We start from the raw sequence: 20,978 nt of genomic DNA on the forward strand, positions 1-20,978 counted from the left end.
GCGGCAGCTCCTGCCCCGATCCTCGTAGGAGCTGCCGCAGGCTGCGATCTTTTGCGTTTAATGGACGACGGCATTCGGCGGCAGATGCCCCAGCCGTTCCGTGAGGCGAATCCGCTGGATGGGATCGTCGCTGAGCAGCAGTGCGTGTTCCAGGTCAAAACGCTCGGCGTTCGGGCAGTCCAGCCGTTGATACAGGCTGGCCCGGGCCAGATAGTCGGCGCTACTGGCATTGCCCAGTTCCAGGACGCGCCCGGCGTCGATCAGGGCATTGATGAAGTCGTCGTGGGACAGGTACAACTGGCGCAGGTTGCGCGACAGCCGTTGCAGCATCTGCACCGGTTCGGCGGTGACCAGATGGTCGGCGCTGAGCTTCATGTTCGGGCCATATTGGCGATGCAACAACTCTCGGCAATCGTTCGGATAAAGGCGACGGCCGCCACAAGGATCGAGCAAATGATCGGCACCCGGCACCCGCAGCAGGAAATGCCCGGGAAAGTTGACCCCGACCATGGGGATCTCCAGGCCCCTGGCCAACTCCAGTGCAATCAACCCCAGCGTCAAGGGTTGCCCTCGTCGGCGTTCCAGTACCTTGTCGAGCAGTGCCACTTGCGGGCGCAAGGGTGTGAAGTCGTCCTGGGCAAAGCCCAGGTCGTTCATGCGCCGCAATAGCGGTTGGGCCAGTTCACTGATCGGCAGCATCGGCAAGCCAGCGCTGACCCGTTGCTGCAACTCCTGGAAATCGGCCAGTACCGCTTGTGGGTTCACTTCGCCGTCATGCTCGACCGCAATCCATAGCGCCGCCTCGAACAGCGCGGGCGGTGAACGTTGCAGGCAGGCGAAGAACGATTGGCGCGGGGTCATCAAAATCTCCGGGCAATGCCTCGTTTTAGTCCCCTCTCCGGCATTCGTCCAGTGCCGTACAAGCGCGAATTCCGGTTATTTCCGAAAGCCTGCATGGCGGCTACGCTTATTCCGGTGCGCTTCTGCAATTTTCGGGCGCAAGCCTATACTGGCGTCTACAAGAAGTGATTCGGGAGCCTTACGATGTTCGCTCTCATGCAAAGCACTCGCCTTGAATCGCTGCATCTGAGCGTTGACCCGGTCACCGGGTTAAAGGCGGTCATTGCCATTCATAACAGCCGACTGGGGCCTGCCCTGGGTGGTTGTCGTTATCTTGCCTATCCCAGCGACGAGTCTGCGGTCGAGGATGCGGTGCGCCTGGCCCAAGGCATGAGTTACAAGGCGGCACTGGCCGGCCTGGCCCAGGGCGGCGGCGTGGCGGTGATCATTCGCCCCGTTCATGTGGCCAACCGCGCCGCACTGTTCGAAGCCTTCGGGCGCTGTATCAATCAGCTGGACGGGCGCTACATCACGGCCATCGACAGCGGCACCTCAGTGGCGGACATGGATTGCATCGCCCAACAGACCCAACACGTCACCAGCACCACCTCCGCAGGTGACCCGGCGCCGCACGCGGCGATGGGCGTATTCACCGGCATTCGCGCCACTGCGATGGCGAGACTGGGCAGCGATAACCTCGAAGGCCTGCGCGTCGCCATTCAAGGCCTGGGCAACGTCGGTTATGCCCTGGCAGAACAGTTGCACGCCGCCGGGGCCGAACTACTGGTCAGCGATATCGATCACGGCAAGGTACAACTGGCGATGGAACAACTCGGGGCTCACCCCATTGCCAACGACGCACTGCTCAGCACGCCTTGCGATATTCTGGCGCCATGCGGGTTGGGTGGGGTGCTGAACAGCCACAGCGTGACGCAACTGCGCTGCTCAGCAGTGGCCGGCTCGGCGAACAATCAGCTGACGCATCTGGATGTCGCCGACCAACTGGAACGTCGCGGCATCCTGTATGCGCCGGACTACGTGATCAACGCCGGCGGTCTGATCTATGTGTCGCTCAAGCACCGTGGTGAAGAACTGTCGACCATCACTGCACACCTGTCGAAAATCAGCTCGCGCCTGACCGAGGTGTTTGCCCACGCCCAGGCGGAAAAACGTTCGCCGGCTCGGGTGGCGGACGAGTTGGCGGAAAAGGTGCTGTATCGATAAGAAGATCAAAAGATCGCAGCCAGCTCCTACAAGTTGAACGTTATCCCGTGTAGGAGCTGCCGAAGGCTGCGATCTTTTGATCTTCGAACATGAAAAAGGCCCTGACTCCATCGGACTCAGGGCCTATTCAATTCGGGTGTCGCTTATTTTGCTGTTTTCGCAGCCTTGGCTGGCTTGGCCGGGGCAATCGGCTCAGCGTTTGCCTCTTCCACAGGAGCGGGCACTGCAACCGGCTCGGCGACTTCAACAGGTGCCGCAAGCAGTTCGGACAGGGCGTCCGGCTGGCTCTTGAACGCCTTGGCGAACACATCGCGATTCTTCGCCATGTAGATCCCGGCTTCTTCCACTTGCTGCTCGGTCAGGGACGGAACGGCTTTTTGCAACACTTCAGCCAGCAATTCGGCCAGTTCGAGCATTTTGTCATGACGGTCAGCTTCGGCTTTATCCATGAACAAGCGCTCCAGATCTCGGCTGCTGCGGTATACCACTTCGACGGCCATTCACCACCTCACATGCCTTCACATTGGTTGTCGGTTTCGACTACTGTATCTATATACAGCTAAAGGATAAGCGAAACCCTGTCTTTTGGGTAGTGGCTTTTTAATGTAGACCGGTTTCGACATTTGTCAGGCGAGGCTTGCACAGGTGCGACCAAACGCCACGGCGCGCAATCCGGAACGGCTCGCCATCATGGGCTGGCCTTTTTTCTGCATACAGAAAAACCGTCACGTCCAACCCGCATCATCCGGTCGAACCGACCTAAGGAAGCATCATCGTGAAAATCAACTGGGCCGAAAAACTGCGGCAGAGCGTGCATGAACTGGCCGAGTCCCTGGGCAATCTGTTCGTCGAGACCTTTCATTACCTGGCGCTGTTCGCCATCGGTGCGGTGACCGCGTGGGCGGCGGTGATGGAATTTCTCGGGATGATCGAAGAGGGGCACATCAAGATCGATGACATCCTGCTGCTGTTCATCTACCTGGAGCTGGGGGCGATGGTCGGGATTTACTTCAAGACCAACCACATGCCCGTGCGCTTCCTGATCTACGTGGCGATCACCGCGCTGACGCGGCTGCTGATTTCCAACGTTTCGCACCACAACCCGCCGGACCTGGGGATCATTTACCTGTGCGGCGGGATCCTGCTGTTGGCGTTTGCGATTCTGGTGGTGCGTTACGCTTCGTCGCAGTTTCCCTCGGTGAAGATCGAAAACCCGCAACGCAAGACCGGCGCGGGTTCCAGTGAACATCCAGAGGTCGAGAAGGGCGAAATCTAGAGCCCGAGCGTGGGGCGCAGCCGCCCTTTGACGGGAGGGGGCGGCAAGGTCCGCCCGCTGCCGGCGGTCATGGATTCGAGGATGGCCACGGCGCTGTGGCCCTGTTCGATGGCAATGCCGAATTGAATGCTTTGAACCAGTCGCTTGAGGCGCTGGGGGTCATTGCGTTGTTCGGCGCTGATCATGCGCTTGGCTACTACGCGGCCACTGTTTGAGAGGGTCAGCATGATGCTGCCGTCCAGGCCCTGAATGCTCAGGTTGATCTGGTAATCCGCTGCAAAGGCATCGGTAATGAGCTGGAAAGGGTTGTCCATGATGCGTCACCGCCTGATTGAACGTGCAGTTGTTGACCGGCCGTGATCAGGTTGGTTCGCAACGCCAGACCATCGGCCATCTCGCCATCATTGTTCCAGCAGGGAAGTAGCAAGGCCCATGCCGGAAAAATTGTCGGACAAAAAACAGGTTCTGTAGGAGCGAGCTTGCTCGCGATGGTCGTCAACGATAACGCGTAACCCAGACACCCCACGGTGCCTTTTGGTTTTTCGCGAGCAAGCTCGCTCCTACAGGGGGGGGCGTGTTTTCTGCACGTTTCAGGGCAATAACGGCGGGCGTGCAACCAAAACGGTCAGCACTCCACCCAGTTCACCGCCAGTCCGCCTCGTGACGTCTCTTTGTATTTGTCGTGCATGTCGGCTCCGGTATCGCGCATGGTGCGGATCACCCGGTCCAGGGAAATGAAGTGTTTGCCGTCGCCGCGCAGGGCCATTTGCGTGGCGTTGATGGCTTTCACGGCGGCGATTGCGTTGCGTTCGATGCATGGCACTTGTACCAGTCCGCCAACCGGGTCGCAGGTGAGGCCGAGGTTGTGTTCCAGACCGATTTCAGCGGCGTTTTCCAACTGTTCCGGGCTGGCGCCCAGTACCTCCGCCAGGCCTGCGGCGGCCATGGCGCAGGCAGAGCCGACTTCGCCCTGGCAGCCGACTTCGGCCCCCGAGATCGATGCGTTTTTCTTGCACAGGATGCCAACAGCGGCTGCACCCAGGAAGAACGCGACCACGTCGTCGTCAGACGCATCGGCATTGAATTTCATGTAGTAGTGCAGCACCGCCGGGATGATGCCCGCTGCGCCGTTGGTCGGCGCCGTGACCATGCGCCCGCCTGCCGCGTTTTCTTCGTTCACGGCAAGGGCGTACAGGTTGACCCATTCCATCGCCGACAAGGTGGAGGTGATGACATTCGGCTTGCCGATTTCCTGCAGGCTGCGATGCAGTTTCGCTGCTCGACGTGGAACATTCAGACCGCCGGGCAGGATGCCTTCGTGACGCAAGCCCTGCTCGACGCATTCGCGCATCACCGACCAGATGTGCAACAGGCCCTCTCGGATCTCGGCATCCCCACGCCAAGCCCGTTCGTTGGCCATCATCAGTTCACTGACCCGCAGCCCGTGCTCGTTGCACAGCTTGAGCAGTTCGGCGGCGCTGGAGAAATCGTAAGGCAGCACCACATCGCCGGCCGGTGCGATCCCGGACTCGGCTTCGGCCGCTTCGATGATGAAACCGCCGCCCACCGAGTAATAGGTTTGCTCGAACAGCTCGCCGGTTTCACTGAATGCCGTCAGGGACATGGCATTGGGGTGGTAGGGCAGGCTCTCGTCAAGCAGCAGGAGATCGCGTCGCCAGTCGAAGGCAATGTCCACAACGCCTGCCAGACTCAAATTGCCGGTTTCGCGCAGGGTGTGAATGCGACTGTCGATGGTAGTCGGATCGATGCTGTCGGGCCATTCGCCCATCAGGCCCATGATGCAGGCGCGGTCCGTCGCGTGACCGACGCCGGTCGCCGACAGAGAACCGTAAAGGCGAATCTCCACGCGTCGCACGTCCGTCAGAAAACCCTGTTCGAGCAGTTGTTGAGCGAAGGTCGCGGCGGCGCGCATCGGACCGACGGTGTGGGAACTGGACGGGCCGATGCCGACTTTGAAGAGATCGAAAACACTGATAGCCATGCTAAAGCCTGTACAAGCAATGGAAGAGGAATCGCCGCCATTTTTGTAGGACAAGCGCTATGTCGGCGATACTGCCCGTCAAGGTCCTACGTGACCAACGAAATTTCCTAAGACATCATTTAGCAGGACTAAACGATGAGCCGTCAATTACATGCCCAGACCTATGTCTGGCTGAACGTGTTTGCCTGTGCCGCGCGGCACCTGTCGTTCACCCGTTGCGCCGAAGAACTGCACATCACACCGGGAGCCGTCAGCCAGCAGATCCGCCAGCTGGAAGAGCGCCTGGGCTTTCGCCTGTTTCACCGCCGCGCCCGTGGCGTGGAGCTGAGCGCAGAGGGCCAGCGCCTGGCCATCACCGTCAACGAGGCCTTTGGCAGTATCGACGCGGAATTGCGCCGACTGGATGCGGGCATGATCAGCGGGATTCTGCGGGTGCGTTCGATTCCGTCGTTCCTGAGCAAATGGCTGACGCCGCGCCTGCCGCGCTTGCAGCAGCGCTTTCCGGACATCCAGTTGCGCCTGGTGGCCGAGGACAGCAGCGTGCCGTTGCATGAAGGCGACTTCGACCTGGCGATCGACCTGAACGACGGCAGCTACCCGGGCCTGTTATCCACAGCCTTGCTCGATGAACAGATTTTCCCGGTGTGTGCGCCGAGCCTGTTGCGAGGTCGTCCGCCGCTGCACGGTCCGGCAGACCTGATGCACTTTCCGTTGTTGCACGACATCACCGCCTGGCGCGGCAGCTACGAATATGCGGAATGGGAGTTTTATCTCAACGCCATCGGCTTCGAAGGGGCAAATGTTCGACGCGGGCATACCTTCAATCGCAATCACCTGACCATCGAAGCGGCCATCGCCGGGATGGGCGTGGCGATTGCCCGACGAACGCTGCTCAACGATGAGCTGGAACGTGGGGCGTTGATCGTGCCGTTTGGCCTGGCGGTGCCCAATCACAAGCGCTACATGCTGCTTTACGCGCCGGGGGCATTGAGCCATCCGGGTGTGCGCGCGGTGCACGATTGGTTGGTGGAGGAAGCGGGGGTTTTTCGCAGCCTGCATCCGTTGGGGGAGCAGCAAATGTGAGCAATTGTTACGCAAGAGCAGGGCGACCCAACTCCCGACCTTAACAGCGCTTTTACCCGTTGTCCGGCTTTTTTTGCGATTGAAAATTTATCTTTTTTTAGGGGTTGAATTGTTCAGCGTACAGACCGATTGTGTAACCAAGAGGTCACGGTGATGACGCCCAAGGGCTTAGCTGACCGGCCTCTCGCGAGCTAGCTGAAATAAGGGATGAACTATGCAAATCCAAGTCAATAGCGATAACCATATTCAAGGCAGTAAACGACTGGAGGAGTGGGTACGTACGACCATTGAGAGCACGCTCGAACGCTACGAAGAGGACCTGACACGCGTCGAGGTTCACCTGCGGGACGAGAACGGCGACAAGCCGGGTCCCCACGACATGCGCTGCCAGCTGGAGGCGCGGCCAAAAGGCCATCAACCGGTTTCCGTCACCCATAAAGCCTCCACCATGGAGCAGGCGATCGACGGAGCAGCCACCAAACTTGAACATGCGCTGGAGCATATGTTCGGCAAATTACGCGGCAAACGAGCAAATGTGGTGCCCATCGAGAGTGGCGCCCATGCCGACCAGCTGCTGGAAGAAGAGTTTCTGGAAAACGAACAGGCGGCGCTTAACGGCTGACACCTGATTCACTTTTTACCTTCCCATCAGAACGGGCCTGCATTGCAGGCCCGTTTTCGTTTCGGTGACTTTTGGATTTCATGGTCGTTGGCATGGGCTGTGGGGACACCCAGGTTTGCGGTGAACCAATGGGTGAGATAGAGGGCTGCACCCGATCTTTTGCATATGAGAATATTTATCATTAATATTGCGACCTTGCCGGCCCCCCTGACGCTGTTGTGGCCTCCTTGGTCTCCAGGTCGAAACTTGAACAATGATGACTCTCCCACCCGACCCCTACGATATTGAGCGTGATCAACAGCGCGGCGACCGTGCGCATTTTCTCCAGGTGTTTCTCTCCCAGCGTGCGCAAATGGAAGCACTGGTGAGTCGGCGTGTCGGCTGCAGCGCGACGGCGGCGGACCTCGTTCAGGACTTGTTCCTGCGTTTTTGGCGGCGGCCGTTGGTGCAAGTCGAGGAACTCAGTACCTACCTGTTGCGCTGCGCCGGCAATATCGCCATCGATCATTTGCGCAGTGAGGGCACCCGGGTGCGGGCCAGCGAAGGCATGCTGGTGGAATCTTCGGACAGCCATGGCAGCGGACCACAAGCGGCGCTGGAGGCGGGCAACGATCTGCGCCACGTCGAAACCGCATTGCGCGCGTTACCGCAGCGCACGCGGCAGATTTTTCTGCTCAATCGCATTCACGGCCGTAAATACGCCGAGATCGCCAAGGCCATGGGCTTGTCCCAAAGTGCCGTGGAAAAACATATGATGCGCGCCCTCGAAGCCTGCAAGGCCAGCCTTCGGGAACCCGAACCGCGTACGCCAGGGAAAGCACCGTGAACCACTTCGAACGCGTCACCCCGACGCCCGCTCAGGAACAGGCAGCGCTGGCCTGGCTGAGTCTGTTGCATGACCAGCCCAGCAGTGCTGATCAGGCGACTTTCAGTCATTGGTTGCAGGCCGATCCCGCCCATGCCGAGGCCTATGCCCGGGCGCAGGTCTTGTGGGAGCTGAGCGAAGGGCCGGCGCGCACGCTGGCCGATGAAGATGCCCTGGCCTTGCAGTGTTATCTCAACGCCATGGACAAGTCTCGGCGCAGCACGGTCGGGTGCTGGTCCGGTGCGCTGGCGATGGCGGCGTGTCTGCTGCTGATGGTCTGTCTCGGTACAGGCTGGCAGCCATCGCGCTGGATCGATGACTTGGGTGCGGACTTCGTCTCGGCACCAGGGGAAATCCGCACCGTCACTCTGGCCGATCAGTCACAGGTGACACTGGATGCCGACAGTGCCATCGCCGTGGATTTCAGTCGCGGCGAGCGGCATGTGCAACTGCGTCGCGGCGCCGGGTTTTTCAGCGTTACTCACACCGGTGAGCCGTTTGTGGTGGACGCCGAGAAAGGCCAGGCGCGCGTCCTGGGCACGCAGTTCGAAGTCCGTTTGCAACCCGACGGTGCACAGGTCACGGTGCTGTCCGGGCGAGTCGGGGTGACGGCGGACCCGGACGCCGAACAGCAAATCCTCGCCGCTGGCCAGCAAGTCGCCTACGGCGATGGCACGGCGCAAAAGCTCCACGCGGTGGATAGCGAAGCGCAGTTGGCCTGGCGCCAGGGCTGGCTCAATTACTACAAGGCGACGCTGGCCGATGTGGTGCGGGATCTGGGGCGCTATTACCCCGGACGGATCGTGTTGCTCAACGATGAACTGGCGGCACGCCGGGTCAGTGGTAGCTTCCCGAGCAGGAACCCGCAGGCGGTGTTGAGTTCGTTGCAGGGGGTGTTGGGATTTGAGCAGCATCAGGTGTTGGGGCATCTGATTATTTTGCGTTGAGGCGACTGGCCATTTCGCGAGCAGGCTCGCTCCCACATTTGGAATGCATTCACCCGTGGGAGCGAGCTGCTCGCGAAGGGGCCAGTTCAAACACCACATCACCCTGAATAAAAAATATTTTCAAATTGTTGTGAGGTAAACCCGAGCGCCATTCGTGTAGTGACTGAAACTGCGAGTCATTCGCATCCGTTGCGGTTCTACACAGGTCATGAGTCATGAAGTCCAGGGCAAAATCGGGTTCGGTCAAACAATGGTTGGGTGTGTCTGCGTTGAGCTTTTCGGCATCGGCGTTGTTGCCGCTTGGTCTGGTGCTGGCCGCAGAGTCGGGCAGCACTCAGCCTCGTGCGCAGTTCAGTTTCTCTCTGGCCGCCAAACCGCTGCCCCAGGCCCTGAGCGATTTCAGCCGGGTAACCGGCATCAGCGTCGTCTATACCGATGAAGCGCCGTACGGCCTCAATGCGCCGGCGGTCAATGGCCAGATGAGCGCCGAACAGGCCTTGCAACGTCTGCTCACCGGCTCGGGATTGACGTTCCGCCGCACCGACGGCCATACCATGGCGCTGGAACCGCGGCCTACTGAAGGTGCGTTGAACCTGGGCGCGACCACCATCACCTCGGTGATGGATGATTCCATGAGCTACCAGCCGCCACCCACCACTTCAGTGATGCGCTCTTCGGCCCCGGTTCAGGAGATCCCGCAGACGATCAACGTCGTCCCGGCCCAGGTCATTCGCGACCAGGCGCCGCGCAATCTCGATGACGCCCTGGCCAATGTCAGTGGCATCACCCAGGCCAATACCCTGGGCAGCACCCAGGACTCGGTGATGGTCCGCGGTTTTGGCGACAACCGTAACGGCTCGATCATGCGCGACGGCATGCCGATCGTGCAGGGCCGTGGTCTCAACGCCAGTGTGGATCGGGTCGAAGTGCTCAAGGGCCCGGCTTCGTTGCTGTACGGCATCCAGGATCCGGGCGGTGTGGTCAACATGGTCAGCAAGAAGCCCGAACTTGAGCAGTACAACGCGCTGACTGCGCGCGGTTCGAGCTATGACGACGGCAAGAACGGCAGCGGCGGCACTCTCGACAGCACCGGCGCCCTCGGCGATTCCGGGCTGGCCTACCGCATGGTGCTGGACTACGAAGACGAAGATTACTGGCGCAACTTCGGCGTGCATCGTGAAAGCCTGATTGCGCCGTCGCTGGCCTGGTACGGCGAAAGCACCCAGCTGCTGTTCGCCTATGAGCACCGCGAATTCCTCACGCCGTTCGACCGTGGCACGCTGATCGACCCACGGACCAACCACCCGCTGGACATCTCGCGCAACGAGCGTTTCGACGAGCCATTCAACAACATGGAAGGGCGTTCGGACCTCTATCACGTCGAGGCCGATCACGAACTCAACGACAACTGGAAAGCCCATTTCGGCTATAGCTGGAACCGCGAAACCTACGACGCCAGCCAGGTGCGCGTAACCGCCATCGACACCAAAAAGGGCACCCTGACCCGCAGCATGGACGGCACGCAGAACGCGATCAGCACCGACCGATTCACCACCGCCAGCCTCGAAGGCAACGTGTATGTGCTCGGCCTGCAGCATGACCTGCTGTTCGGCATCGACGACGAATACCGCAAGATCTATCGCGAAGACCTGATCCGCCAGAAAAGCCGTACCAACTTCAGCTACGTGAACCCGATCTATGGCCAGGAAGTGCCGGGCACCACCGTCAGCCCGGCCGACAGCGCGCAGACCGATGAACTGCGCAGCGATTCTGCCTTCCTGCAGGACTCCATCCACCTCAACGAGCAATGGATTCTGGTGGCCGGTGCGCGTTTCCAGGCGTACGACCAATACGCCGGCAAAGGCGTGCCGTTCCACGCCAACACCGACGGCAACGGGCAGAAATGGGTGCCGCGCGCAGGCCTGGTGTACAAGTACACCGATGCCTTGTCGTTCTACGGCAGCTACACCGAATCGTTCAAACCCAACTCGACCATCGCGCCGTTGAGCGGCAGCAGTACCGTGCTTGACGGCGGTATCGCACCGGAAGAAGCCAAGTCCTGGGAATTGGGGGCCAAGCTTGATCTGCCGGGCCGCGTCACCGGCAACATCGCGCTGTTCGACATCAAGAAACGCAATGTACTGGTGGCCAACGCCGAAGGCCCGACCACAATCTACAGCGCCGCTGGTGAAGTGCGTTCCCGTGGCCTGGAAGTGGACTTGAGCGGTCAACTCACCGATCGCTGGAGCATAATCGGCAGCTACGCCTACACCGATGCCGAAGTCACCGAAGACCCGGTTTACAAGGGTAATCAACTGCAAAACGTGGCGAAGAACAGCGGCTCGTTGTCGGCGGTCTATGACTTCGGCAGCGTCATTGGCGGTGATCAGCTGCGGGTCGGCGCCGGGGCGCGTTATGTGGGGGAGCGCGCGGGCAACGCGGTGAACGATTTCGACCTGCCGAGCTACACCGTGGCCGATGCGTTCGCCACCTACGACACCCAGGTCGACGGGCAGAGGGTCAAGTTCCAGCTCAACGTGAAGAACCTGTTCGACCGCACCTACTACACCTCGGCGGCGAGCCGGTTCTTTGTGTCCATGGGCGATTCGCGGCAGGTGACGCTGTCCAGCACCCTGGAGTTCTAATGTAGGAGCTGCCGAAGGCTGCGATCTTTTGATCTTGCCGTAGCGGATTAAAAGATCGCAGCCTGCGGCAGCTCCTACAGGGGGATCGCAATGCTCTAGCGCAAAAACGCCTGTCGATACTCGCCGGGTGTTGCGCCCAAAGCCTGGCGAAAGCGGTTGGTGAAGTGGCTGGCACTGGAGAAGCCGCAAGCCAGCGCAATCTCCCCCAGTGGCTGCGAGGTCGTGCGCAGCAATTCCCGCGCCCGGTTCAGGCGCCGCGCCAGCAGGTACTGGTGGGGCGGCAAGCCGAGGCTCTCGCGGAACATCCGCGCGAAGTGGTACTCCGACAACGCGCACAGCGCCGCCAACTGACCAAGGCTGATGGCCTGGTCCAGATGGCTGTCGATGTATTCCACCAGATGCCGGCGCTGATGCGCGGCCAATCCACCTTTGAGGCGCAGGCCTTGCCGGGCGTTGACCTGGCTGAGCAGGGCATGGCTGAGCAGTTCGTGGGCCAGGCTGCTGGTCAGCAGACGCTCGCCCGGCTCGTCCCAGTTCAAGCGGATCAACTGCCGAAAGCGCAGCGCCTGCTGCGGGTCATCGAGAAAGGTCTGCTCGCGCAGCTGCATTTCCCGTGGTTCGCGATCAAGCAGGGTGACGCAGCCGAGGGCAAATTGTTCGGGGCTGAAGTACAGGTGTGCCAGACGGATGTCGCCGTTGATCACCCAGCCTGACTGGTGGTCGGCCGGCAGGATGCACAGTTTGTCCGGGCCGCCCTTGTTGCCGGGCTGACCGCGACGGAAGGTGCCGGTGCCGCCGGCTATGTAACAGGACAATGTGTGGTGGCTGGGCGCCTCGTATTCCCGGGCGTCGTGGTGATTGCTCCACAAAGCGGCAGACATGCCGTCACCCAGCTCGGCGCTGTGCTCCAGACGAGCATTCGGCGAGCTGTTGAGGGCTTGAAAGACTTGTAGGGTATCCAGTGCAGCCATGATCGTTGCTCTCTAACACCAGCATCCAACGCCCTGCATGCTACTCCGTAGACGTGCGCCTGCCAGCCCATCGCGAGACAAAAGCGCAAGTTTATGCAAGTGCGCCAAGGCGTGACGCCGGACACTGGGCGCCTATCGAGGAGCCTTTGTCATGAACCTTTCTTTGTACCTGCTGACCGTGCTGATCTGGGGCACCACCTGGATTGCCTTGAAATGGCAACTGGGCGTGGTGGCGATTCCCGTGTCGATCGTCTATCGCTTCGGCCTCGCCGCGCTGGTGCTGTTCGTGATCCTGTTGCTCAGTCGGCGCCTGCAAGTGATGAACCGTCGCGGGCACTTGATTTGCCTGGCTCAGGGCCTGTGCCTGTTCTGCGTCAACTTCATGTGCTTCCTTACCGCGAGCCAGTGGATCCCCAGCGGTCTGGTGGCCGTCGTGTTTTCCACCGCCACCCTGTGGAATGCCCTGAACGCGCGAGTGTTCTTCGGCCAGAGAATCGCCCGCAACGTGCTGATGGGCGGTGCGCTGGGCCTGCTGGGGCTGGGCTTGCTGTTCTGGCCGGAGCTGGCCGGGCATACCGCCAGCCCGGAAACCTTGCTCGGCCTTGGTCTGGCCCTGTGCGGCACCTTGTGTTTCTCGGCGGGCAATATGCTCTCAAGCCTGCAACAGAAGGCCGGTCTCAAGCCGCTGACTACCAATGCCTGGGGCATGGCCTACGGGGCGGCGATGCTCTCGGTGTGGTGCCTGGTCAAAGGAATTCCCTTCGACATGGAGATGAGCGCGCGTTATATCGGCTCACTGTTGTACCTGGTGATTCCAGGGTCAGTGATCGGTTTCACCGCCTACCTCACACTGGTCGGCCGCATGGGGCCTGAGCGGGCGGCGTACTGCACAGTGCTGTTTCCGGTGGTGGCGCTCAACGTATCAGCGTTCGCCGAGGGTTATCAGTGGACGATGCCGGCACTGTTGGGGCTGGTGTTGGTTATGTCGGGCAACGTACTGGTGTTTCGCAAACCCAAACCACGCTTGGTTCAGGGGAGTGGCAAGCTCGCTTGATATGACGTTCATCGAGCGCTGAAGTCCTCAGTCCTCGACTCTGATCGCAATATAAATCAGCAGCGGAAGTATGAAGTCGACAATGTGCCGGGTCCAGTCTTTGTAACTCCAAACGTGTGATTGGTCCATGTTGAACCATTCCACGCCGATAACTTGAAAGCCGACATAGTACAGCAAGAGCGCAATGAGTAATCCAATGATCGCGGGCTTTTTGGACTCGTGAAACTCTTCGGCGCTGCTGTTCATACTTTTATAAAGATAACAGGTTCCGATCATGAAGAAGATCGTGTAGATAACCTCGAGTGTAATGATGAGCCAGTAGATACGGTGGTGGAGCATGTGCGAGGTAATGGCCCTGTAGTTGTATCTCCCGTCGTCACCTGTGCTCTCCATATTCAGGATGCTGCTGATGCTTTCGTAGTTGCTTGCGTAGTCTGTAAAGTTGCTGTACATCACCAGCAATCCAAAAAAGCTAATGAATAACATTAGTGTGGCTTTGCTGAAACGTATGATTTTACTTGTCGTAAGTTGGTTCAAAGTGGTGATCTCCTTTATTGTTTTCGTTGTTCCTTGAAAAGTAAGGAGAGTCTAGCGGGTTGTTTTGTTGTTTGTTTATTGACTGAATTGCAGGGTGTGTATTCAGGCAGTTTTATGACAGGTTGAAAGTGATATTGTTTTATTCTTTGCATTAAAGGCAGGCGCAAATAACGCCTGCCCTTTTTTCAACCCTTCCAGACTTGCGGGTTGACCAGGTCCTGCGGGCGCTCGCCCAACAGGGCGCTGCGCAAGTTGGCCAAGGCACGGTTGGCCATGGCATCGCGGGTCTCATGGGTGGCCGAGCCGATGTGCGGCAAGGTCACGGCATTGTTCAGCTGGAACAGCGGCGACTCGGCCAGCGGTTCTTTTTCGTACACGTCCAGCCCGGCTCCACGAATGCGCTTGTTTTGCAGCGCTTCGATCAGCGCCGGTTCATCCACCACCGGGCCACGGGCGATGTTCACCAGTATGGCGCTCGGCTTCATCAAAGCCAGTTCACGATGGCTGATCAAGTGTCTGGTTTTCTCGCTGAGCGGCACCACCAGGCAGACGAAATCAGCTTCGGCCAGCAATTGATCAAGGCTGCGGTATTGTGCTCCGAGTTCCTGTTCCAGCGCGGTCTTGCGACTGTTACCGCTATAGATGATCGGCATGTTGAATCCCAGTCGACCGCGTCGGGCGATGGCGGCACCGATGTTGCCCATGCCGACGATGCCCAAGGTCTTGCCATGCACATCGCAACCGAACAGCTGCGCACCGACAGTGGCCTGCCATTGCCCGGCCTTGGTCCAGGCATCCAGTTCGGCGACGCGACGTGCGCTGCTCATCAATAGCGCGAACGCCAGGTCGGCGGTGCTTTCGGTGAGCACGTCCGGCGTGTTGGTCAGCATGATCCCGCGTTCGTTGAAGTAGGCCAGATCATAGTTGTCGTAGCCCACCGAGACGCTAGACACCACTTCCAGCCTGGCGGCGTTTTCCAATTGGGCGCGGCCGAGTTTGCGACCAACGCCGATCAGGCCGTGGGTGTGGGGCAGGGCTTCGTTGAATTGGGCGTTGATGTCGCCATTTTTCGGATTCGGCACGATGACGTCGAAATCCTGTTGCAGGCGTTCGACCATTGCCGGGGTGACGCGGCTGAAGGCCAGGACAGTCTTTTTCATGGGAGGCGGGCTCGTCGGGCGGTGAAGAATGCTTAGCAAGCTACAAGTTTCACGCGGCAAGCTGCAAGTCTAAAAGCCGCTCTCATGGTTTTTAACTTGAAGCTTGTCGATTGAAGCTTGTCGCTGCCGTTCCGTTATACTGCCGTACTTCTTATACTGCGGCATGCGGCTCACTTACCGGGCCCGACATTTCATGCATCACCCGGAGCTTTCATGACTTCCCCGAAACAACCGTCGGTCGCCGACGCCCAGAGCGACGTGCAGGTAGAGATGCCAGATAGCGTCGACTCCAGCGCCGACAGCGAAACCAAAGCCGAAATCCCGGCATTCAAGTTCCCGTTCAAGCCGGGCGAACTGGCGGCAGCCAAAGGCTCGAACCAGCCGTGGTACAAGAACGGAGCCAAGAACGGCCACACCAAGACGCCGGGCATGGCACCGCCGGGGACTCGTCGGTCGATGGGCAAGCGCTGAAATTCCAGTGCCTGGCCTGCCGTCATCGCGAGCAGGCTCGCTCCCACAGTGGGTCGGTGTCGTACACAAATTCCATGTTCACTGAAGATCCCTTGTGGGAGCGAGCCTGCTCGCGATGGGGCCGTTGCCGGTAGCCCAGGTTTTTGATCAAGCTGCCCGCAACGAAATGTGCACCACTCAATTGGCCTTGGCGGCCGGGCGGATGGAGTCCCATTCGGTGACGTACGCGGTTTTGCTCTTTTTGTTGTAGAGGCACAGCTCGGTGCCTTGTGCGCCTTTCATGTGCTTTTGCGGGTACTGGCCCTGGAGCAGGAGCGCGGTATAGCCAACCCGGTCATCGAACTGTGCGGCGTTGCCGACCGGTTTACTGTTCGTCAGGCCGCTGGCCTTGGTGCAACTGGCGAGTACGGCCTTGTCGTAGGCGGCCCAGGCGTCGGGGCTGGAGGCGTGGGCCTGCGAGGTGAGGGCGGTGAGGCAGATAAAAGTCAGTGTTGCTGCTTTCATGGTTCAGGCGTCCTTGGGCTGTGGCCGAAAGGTGAGTATGCCTGAAGATTTGGCGCAGATTATGTGGGCCTCATCGCGAGCAGGCTCGCTCCCACAGTGACCGAGTATTGCCACAGATTGTGTGTACGACGGCTAACCTGTGGGAGCGAGCCTGCTCGCGATTGCGGCGTATCAGTCTGGAACCGGCTCCCGGCGAACGGCACGCATCCCGACACTTTCATACAATCGCCGCGCCCGGTGGTTGTCTTCCAGCACCTTCAAGTCCACAAATCCTTCGCGACGTTGCTGGAACACCTTGAACGCCTGCAACAACAAGGCACGCCCCAATCCTCGGCCCTGAAACCGTGGATGCACCACCAGGTTCTTGATGTAGGCGCTGGTCCAGCACTGACACACGCCGACAATGCCTTCGGCATCCCGGGCGATGAAGCACAGCGCCGGGTCATACTCCGGATCGTTCTCGAATTGCCATTGCCACATGTCCAGCGCTGCCACGCGACCGCCACCTTCGAGGTAACCGAACTCCATCAATCGATGCACGGCTGCGCCGATTTCGGGATGGTATTCGCTCAGTTGCAGGCCGGCTGGCCAATCGGGTGACGGCACGACTTCAGTGAGGTCGCGCCGCATCAGCCAGCAAAAGTCCTCGGCCAAGGCTCAATATCCCTGTTCGGCGACAGCCTTGGCCGCAGTGATCAGGCACTGGGTCAATTCCGGCGAAGAGAACTTGGTCAGCACCGCGTTTGCCCCCGCCAGTCGTGCTTTCTCGGCGTTCATCGCACTGTCCAGCGACGTGTGCAGCAAGACGTATAGATGGGCAAAGTCCGGGGTTTCCCGCAGGGTACGGGTGAAGGCGTAGCCGTCCATCTCGGACATTTCGATGTCCGAGACGATCAGGTTGATCTGCTGCGCAGTGCCTTGCAGATCCAGCAGGCAATCGATGGCTTCCTTGGCGCTGCGGGCGGTATGGCATTGCAGGCCAAGGTTACGCAAGGTGTGTACCGATTGCTGCAAGGCGACCTGGCTGTCATCGACCACCAGGATGCGCGCGTTGCCGAGCAGTTCGGCGTCTTCCATGCTCAGTTCGGTCGGCGCCATTTCGATTTGTGCCGGGGCGATGCCGTGGATGACTTTTTCGATGTCCAGTACCTGCACCAGGGTGCCATCGACCGACGTCACGCCGGTGATGTAGGCGCGCAAACCACCGGAGCCGAAAGGCGGCGGGCGGATGTCGGTGGTCAGGCAATGGACGATCTTGCTCACGGCCTGCACGTGCAGGCCCTGCTTGGAACGGCTGACATCCGTGACGATCAGGCAGCCGCCGTTCGGGTCTTCCAGCGGGCGCTCGCCAATGGCGCGGCTGAGGTCGATCACTGACAGCGATGCACCGCGCAGGGTGGCGATGCCTTTGACGTGGGGGTGTGACTCCGGCAGCCGGGTCAGCGGCGGGCAGGGTATGATCTCACTGACCTTGAGCAGGTTGATCGCCATCAGCTTGCCGCTGCGCAACGTAAACAGCAGAAGCGAAAGTGAGTCTGCGCGGGCTTTGGTGGAGGACATATGAACCTTCTCTGGAAAAAGGTGACGGGCAATCCCGGGATCGCCATGACTTCGATGCCGGGTTATCGACTTGTCGGGGGCAGTCTTTAGTTTCAATGACTCAAGGGCAGATCAAAAGATCGCAGCCTGCGGCAGCTCCTACAGGGATCGCATTTCTCTGTCGGAAATCTTTGCTTATTTCATCCCCAACCGCTTGGCCATTCGCCCAAGGTTCGCCCGATCCAAGCCTAGCTCACGGGCCGCGCTTGCCCAGTTGTTGTTATGCCGTTCCAGGCAGGCACCAATCATTTGACGCTGATAACGCTCGGTGGCCTCACGCAAATCGCCGATTGGCGCTTGGGTGACGGTGGCGACAGGCTGCTCGGCAGCGGTTTCAACGCTGGCGTTGGGCAAGTCCAGATCGGCGGCGCTCAGGCTGAGAATCTTCGGCCGTTCCTTGCAATTACCCAGGGCTTTCAAGGCGCTGCGGCCGATCAAGTGCTCAAGCTCGCGTACATTGCCGGGCCAGTCGTAGGCCAATAGTGCGGCCTGGGCGTCGCTGTTCAGGCGCAAGCTGTTGAGGCCCATGCGCGAGCGGTTCTGCTCGAGGAAGTAACCGCTGAGCAGCAGGACATCGCGCCCGCGATCGCGCAGGGCCGGCACCAGCAGTGGGTAAACACTGAGGCGATGGTAGAAGTCGGCACGGTAACGACCGCTGCGCACTTCCTCGGCGAGGTCGCGGTTGGTCGCCGCGATCAGGCGCACGTCGACCTGATGCTCCTGGTCCGAACCCAGTCGCTGCAGCTGACCGCTCTGCAACACGCGCAACAGCTTGGCCTGCACGGTCAGCGACAACTCACCGACTTCATCGAGGAACAGCGTGCCGCCATTGGCCAGTTCGAACTTGCCACGGCGGTCGTTCATCGCCCCGGTAAACGCGCCGCGGACATGGCCGAACAACTCGCTTTCCACCAAGGTATCGGGCAACGCGGCGCAGTTCAGGCTGATGATCGGTTTGTCGGCGCGGGGCGAGGCGGCATGAATGGCTTGGGCCACCAACTCCTTGCCGACCCCGGTTTCGCCAGTGATCAGCACGGTCAGGTCGCTGCCACCGACCAGGCTGATTTCTTCGACCAGACGCTTGTGGGCCTTGCTCTGGCCAATCAACTCACGATTCTGCTGACCGCTGGCCTGGCGGTAGACCTCGGCGCGCTGATGCTCATCTTCGACCCGGTTGTTCAACCGCTCGATGCGTTCGGCGGCGTTGACCGTGGCGGCCGCGAGGCTGGCGAAGGCTTGCAGGGCATCCAGTTCGATCGGCTCGAAGCGTTCCGGGTCGAGGGCGTCGAGGGTCAGCAGACCCCAGGGGCGCTCGTCGATGAACAAGGGGCAACCCATGCAGTCGTGGACTTCCAGGTGATCATCCAGGCCATCGACCAGACCGTCATAGGGATCAGGCAAGTCGCTGTCGGCAGCGAAACGGGTCGGGCCGGGGCCGCTGAGCAGCGCTGCGAAGCGCGGGTGCTCACTGACCTTGAAGCGCCGACCGAGGGTGTCGGTACTCAAGCCGTCGACGGCCAGTGGCACCAGCCATTCACCATCAAGGCGCAGCAGGGCGGCGGCATCGCACGGGAGCAGGGCGCGCATGGCTTCCAGCAGGCGGCGATAACGCTCGCCCTCGGGCAGTTCGCGGGAAAGGTCGGAGACCAGGGGCAGCAAGGCGGTGAGCAGAGGTTTTGCAGTCATAGTGACTCCATGTAGTCACTATGACTATAAAGCAGACAGTGTCGAAATGACTATTATGTTATTAACTTATTGATTTATAACGATTAAATAGTTGGCACGAAAGCTGATACGCACAGGGTAATCCGTTAGCAACCCAAGAAGACCAGGAGTCACCTTATGCTGAGCGCTCAAGACCGTGCCATCGTCAAATCCACCGTACCGCTGCTCGAAAGCGGAGGCGAGGCGCTGATCACGCACTTCTACCGCATGATGCTCTCCGAATACCCGCAAGTGCGCCCGCTGTTCAACCAGGCCCACCAGGCCAGCGGTGACCAGCCGCGTGCCTTGGCCAACGGCGTATTGATGTATGCGCGCCATATCGACCAGCTCGACCAGTTGGGCGACCTGGTGGCCAAGATCATCAACAAGCACGTGGCCCTGCAGATTCTGCCTGAGCACTATCCGATTGTCGGCAGCTGCCTGCTGCGGGCCATCGCCGAAGTGTTGGGCGAAGAGATCGCCACCCCGGAAGTGATCGCGGCCTGGGGCGCGGCCTACGGCCAACTGGCGGACATCCTGATCGGTGCCGAAGCCAGCGTTTACGACCAAAAAGAACAGGCCCACGGCGGCTGGCGCGGGGCGCGGGAGTTCATCGTGGTGGACAAGGTCGAGGAGAGCGCCGAGATCACGTCGTTCTACTTCGAACCGGCTGACAAAGGCCCGATCCTGGCCGCAGAGCCCGGCCAGTACATCGGCATGAAACTGATCCTCGACGGTGAAGAGATCCGTCGCAACTACTCGCTGTCGGCGCTGGCAAACAAAGGCCAGTACCGCATCAGTGTCAAGCGTGAAGCCGGTGGTCGCGCTTCCAACTACCTGCATGACCAGATGCATGTCGGCGCCAGCATCCAGTTGTTCCCGCCATCGGGCGAGTTCACCCTGACCGCCAGCGACAAACCATTGGTGCTGATCAGCGGCGGCGTCGGCATCACCCCGACCCTGGCGATGCTCGAAGCGGCCCTGGAGACCCAACGGCCGGTGCATTTCATCCACTGCGCGCGCAACGGCAGTGTGCATGCCTTCCGCGACTGGATCGATGGCCTGGCCGAACGTCATCCGCAACTCAAGCGTTTCTACTGCTATTCCGAGGACGACGGCGTGAGCCCGGCGGCGCACAAGGTCGGTTTGTTGAGCCAGCAGCAGTTGAATGCATGGCTGCCGGAGCAGCGTGACCTGGATGTTTACTTCCTGGGGCCGAAAGGTTTCATGGCGTCCATCAAGCACCATCTCAAGGCACTGGGTGTGCCGGAGAAGCAAAGCCGCTATGAGTTCTTCGGGCCGGCAGCGGCGCTGGAATAAATAGTACCGGAGACCGCGTCGCCCTCATCGCGGGCAAGCCCGCTCCCACAGGGATTTGTGTCGATCCAGATTGATGTGAACGACACACAACCTGTGGGAGCGGGCTTGCCCGCGATGAAGGCGACGCGGTCTTGAATGGAAAAAAGCTGAAAAG

20 protein-coding genes and 1 pseudogene are annotated in these 20,978 nt (G+C 60.1%); 10 read left to right on the plus strand and 11 right to left on the minus strand.

Annotation, left to right across the window (positions count from 1 at the left end):
* Positions 1-57: 57 nt before the first annotated feature.
* Positions 58-861 carry a SirB1 family protein gene (locus KW846_RS12155; RefSeq protein ID WP_218482379.1) on the minus strand — a complete coding sequence of 268 codons (804 nt, stop codon included), beginning with the start codon at positions 859-861 and terminating at the stop codon, positions 58-60.
* 183 nt (positions 862-1,044) lie between these two features.
* Between KW846_RS12155 and KW846_RS12160 the strand changes: the two genes are divergently transcribed.
* Positions 1,045-2,064 (plus strand): Glu/Leu/Phe/Val dehydrogenase dimerization domain-containing protein, encoded by a 1,020-nt coding sequence (locus KW846_RS12160; RefSeq protein ID WP_007970336.1) that lies wholly within the window; start codon positions 1,045-1,047, stop codon positions 2,062-2,064.
* 260 nt (positions 2,065-2,324) lie between these two features.
* On the opposite strand, the pseudogene KW846_RS12165 reads toward KW846_RS12160, so the two are convergent.
* A pseudogene (locus KW846_RS12165) lies at positions 2,325-2,564 on the minus strand (YebG family protein); the annotation flags it as partial.
* Between the two features lie 275 nt (positions 2,565-2,839).
* On the opposite strand from KW846_RS12165, the gene KW846_RS12170 reads away from it, so the two are divergent.
* Complete coding sequence (locus KW846_RS12170; protein ID WP_007970338.1) at positions 2,840-3,340, plus strand: phosphate-starvation-inducible protein PsiE; 501 nt, start codon at positions 2,840-2,842, stop codon at positions 3,338-3,340.
* Here the strand turns inward: KW846_RS12170 and KW846_RS12175 are convergent.
* Together KW846_RS12175 and KW846_RS12180 are read right to left on the minus strand one after the other, a co-directional pair.
* Positions 3,337-3,654: a DUF3509 domain-containing protein gene (locus tag KW846_RS12175; RefSeq protein WP_218482381.1), complete on the minus strand. Its 318-nt coding sequence runs from the start codon at positions 3,652-3,654 to the stop codon at positions 3,337-3,339. The two genes, KW846_RS12170 and KW846_RS12175, sit on opposite strands and share 4 nt — an antisense overlap.
* Before the next feature lie 311 nt (positions 3,655-3,965).
* The gene (locus KW846_RS12180) at positions 3,966-5,342 is read right to left on the minus strand and encodes an L-serine ammonia-lyase (RefSeq protein WP_218482384.1); all 1,377 of its coding nucleotides are present in this window, start codon (positions 5,340-5,342) and stop codon (positions 3,966-3,968) included.
* 135 nt (positions 5,343-5,477) lie between these two features.
* On the opposite strand from KW846_RS12180, the gene KW846_RS12185 reads away from it, so the two are divergent.
* From KW846_RS12185 to KW846_RS12205, 5 genes are all read left to right on the plus strand, one after another.
* Entirely contained in the window at positions 5,478-6,425 is a 948-nt protein-coding gene (locus KW846_RS12185; protein ID WP_218482386.1) for a LysR substrate-binding domain-containing protein, read from the plus strand.
* Positions 6,426-6,639: 214 nt separating this feature from the next.
* Positions 6,640-7,047: an HPF/RaiA family ribosome-associated protein gene (locus KW846_RS12190; RefSeq protein ID WP_007970346.1), complete on the plus strand. Its 408-nt coding sequence runs from the start codon at positions 6,640-6,642 to the stop codon at positions 7,045-7,047.
* A gap of 253 nt (positions 7,048-7,300) precedes the next feature.
* Complete coding sequence (locus tag KW846_RS12195) at positions 7,301-7,873, plus strand: RNA polymerase sigma factor (RefSeq protein ID WP_218482388.1); 573 nt, start codon at positions 7,301-7,303, stop codon at positions 7,871-7,873.
* Positions 7,870-8,859, plus strand: a complete 990-nt coding sequence (locus KW846_RS12200; RefSeq protein WP_218482390.1) for a FecR family protein — start codon at positions 7,870-7,872, stop codon at positions 8,857-8,859. Before KW846_RS12195 ends, KW846_RS12200 begins: the two co-directional genes overlap by 4 nt.
* Positions 8,860-9,074: 215 nt before the next feature.
* Positions 9,075-11,504: a TonB-dependent receptor gene (locus KW846_RS12205; protein ID WP_218482393.1), complete on the plus strand. Its 2,430-nt coding sequence runs from the start codon at positions 9,075-9,077 to the stop codon at positions 11,502-11,504.
* A 95-nt stretch (positions 11,505-11,599) separates the two neighbouring features.
* On the opposite strand, the gene KW846_RS12210 is transcribed toward KW846_RS12205, so the two are convergent.
* Positions 11,600-12,475, minus strand: coding sequence for a helix-turn-helix domain-containing protein (locus KW846_RS12210; protein WP_218480051.1), 876 nt, complete (start codon positions 12,473-12,475; stop codon positions 11,600-11,602).
* A gap of 151 nt (positions 12,476-12,626) precedes the next feature.
* Here KW846_RS12210 and KW846_RS12215 point away from each other — a divergent pair, with 151 nt between their 5' ends.
* Positions 12,627-13,529 (plus strand): DMT family transporter, encoded by a 903-nt coding sequence (locus tag KW846_RS12215; protein ID WP_218482395.1) that lies wholly within the window; start codon positions 12,627-12,629, stop codon positions 13,527-13,529.
* Positions 13,530-13,556: 27 nt separating this feature from the next.
* Here KW846_RS12215 and KW846_RS12220 read toward each other — a convergent pair whose 3' ends face one another.
* Together KW846_RS12220 and KW846_RS12225 are read right to left on the minus strand one after the other, a co-directional pair.
* Positions 13,557-14,066, minus strand: a complete 510-nt coding sequence (locus KW846_RS12220) for a DUF2165 domain-containing protein (protein WP_218482397.1) — start codon at positions 14,064-14,066, stop codon at positions 13,557-13,559.
* A 185-nt stretch (positions 14,067-14,251) separates the two neighbouring features.
* Positions 14,252-15,226, minus strand: a complete 975-nt coding sequence (locus KW846_RS12225) for a D-glycerate dehydrogenase (protein ID WP_218482399.1) — start codon at positions 15,224-15,226, stop codon at positions 14,252-14,254.
* A gap of 213 nt (positions 15,227-15,439) precedes the next feature.
* On the opposite strand from KW846_RS12225, the gene KW846_RS12230 reads away from it, so the two are divergent.
* Positions 15,440-15,697, plus strand: a complete 258-nt coding sequence (locus tag KW846_RS12230; protein WP_218482401.1) for a hypothetical protein — start codon at positions 15,440-15,442, stop codon at positions 15,695-15,697.
* 177 nt (positions 15,698-15,874) lie between these two features.
* Here the strand turns inward: KW846_RS12230 and KW846_RS12235 are convergent, their stop codons facing one another.
* The 4 genes from KW846_RS12235 to norR form a co-directional block, all read right to left on the minus strand.
* Positions 15,875-16,201: a hypothetical protein gene (locus KW846_RS12235; RefSeq protein WP_218482403.1), complete on the minus strand. Its 327-nt coding sequence runs from the start codon at positions 16,199-16,201 to the stop codon at positions 15,875-15,877.
* Positions 16,202-16,372: 171 nt separating this feature from the next.
* Positions 16,373-16,855, minus strand: a complete 483-nt coding sequence (locus tag KW846_RS12240) for an N-acetyltransferase (protein WP_007970362.1) — start codon at positions 16,853-16,855, stop codon at positions 16,373-16,375.
* Between the two features lie 3 nt (positions 16,856-16,858).
* On the minus strand, positions 16,859-17,761 hold the full coding sequence (locus KW846_RS12245) for a chemotaxis protein CheV (RefSeq protein ID WP_007970363.1): 903 nt from the start codon (positions 17,759-17,761) through the stop codon (positions 16,859-16,861).
* A 174-nt stretch (positions 17,762-17,935) separates the two neighbouring features.
* Positions 17,936-19,486, minus strand: coding sequence for a nitric oxide reductase transcriptional regulator NorR (norR, locus tag KW846_RS12250; protein WP_104450997.1), 1,551 nt, complete (start codon positions 19,484-19,486; stop codon positions 17,936-17,938).
* A gap of 156 nt (positions 19,487-19,642) precedes the next feature.
* On the opposite strand from norR, the gene hmpA reads away from it, so the two are divergent.
* Positions 19,643-20,824: an NO-inducible flavohemoprotein gene (gene hmpA, locus KW846_RS12255; protein WP_218482405.1), complete on the plus strand. Its 1,182-nt coding sequence runs from the start codon at positions 19,643-19,645 to the stop codon at positions 20,822-20,824.
* Positions 20,825-20,978 lie beyond the last annotated feature (154 nt).

It is taken from the genome of Pseudomonas sp. PDM32 (assembly GCF_019219225.1).
Classification (GTDB): Bacteria; Pseudomonadota; Gammaproteobacteria; order Pseudomonadales; family Pseudomonadaceae; genus Aquipseudomonas; species Aquipseudomonas laurylsulfatiphila.

Coding starts and splice junctions, on each gene's coding strand:
- KW846_RS12155 (WP_218482379.1), bottom strand. CDS start 861: ATGACCCCGCGCCAATCGTTCTTCGCCTGCCTGCAACGTTCACCGCCC.
- KW846_RS12160 (WP_007970336.1), top strand. CDS start 1,045: ATGTTCGCTCTCATGCAAAGCACTCGCCTTGAATCGCTGCATCTGAGC.
- KW846_RS12175 (WP_218482381.1), bottom strand. CDS start 3,654: ATGGACAACCCTTTCCAGCTCATTACCGATGCCTTTGCAGCGGATTAC.
- KW846_RS12180 (WP_218482384.1), bottom strand. CDS start 5,342: ATGGCTATCAGTGTTTTCGATCTCTTCAAAGTCGGCATCGGCCCGTCC.
- KW846_RS12185 (WP_218482386.1), top strand. CDS start 5,478: ATGAGCCGTCAATTACATGCCCAGACCTATGTCTGGCTGAACGTGTTT.
- KW846_RS12190 (WP_007970346.1), top strand. CDS start 6,640: ATGCAAATCCAAGTCAATAGCGATAACCATATTCAAGGCAGTAAACGA.
- KW846_RS12195 (WP_218482388.1), top strand. CDS start 7,301: ATGATGACTCTCCCACCCGACCCCTACGATATTGAGCGTGATCAACAG.
- KW846_RS12205 (WP_218482393.1), top strand. CDS start 9,075: ATGAAGTCCAGGGCAAAATCGGGTTCGGTCAAACAATGGTTGGGTGTG.
- KW846_RS12210 (WP_218480051.1), bottom strand. CDS start 12,475: ATGGCTGCACTGGATACCCTACAAGTCTTTCAAGCCCTCAACAGCTCG.
- KW846_RS12215 (WP_218482395.1), top strand. CDS start 12,627: ATGAACCTTTCTTTGTACCTGCTGACCGTGCTGATCTGGGGCACCACC.
- KW846_RS12225 (WP_218482399.1), bottom strand. CDS start 15,226: ATGAAAAAGACTGTCCTGGCCTTCAGCCGCGTCACCCCGGCAATGGTC.
- KW846_RS12230 (WP_218482401.1), top strand. CDS start 15,440: ATGACTTCCCCGAAACAACCGTCGGTCGCCGACGCCCAGAGCGACGTG.
- KW846_RS12235 (WP_218482403.1), bottom strand. CDS start 16,201: ATGAAAGCAGCAACACTGACTTTTATCTGCCTCACCGCCCTCACCTCG.
- KW846_RS12245 (WP_007970363.1), bottom strand. CDS start 17,761: ATGTCCTCCACCAAAGCCCGCGCAGACTCACTTTCGCTTCTGCTGTTT.
- norR (WP_104450997.1), bottom strand. CDS start 19,486: ATGACTGCAAAACCTCTGCTCACCGCCTTGCTGCCCCTGGTCTCCGAC.
- hmpA (WP_218482405.1), top strand. CDS start 19,643: ATGCTGAGCGCTCAAGACCGTGCCATCGTCAAATCCACCGTACCGCTG.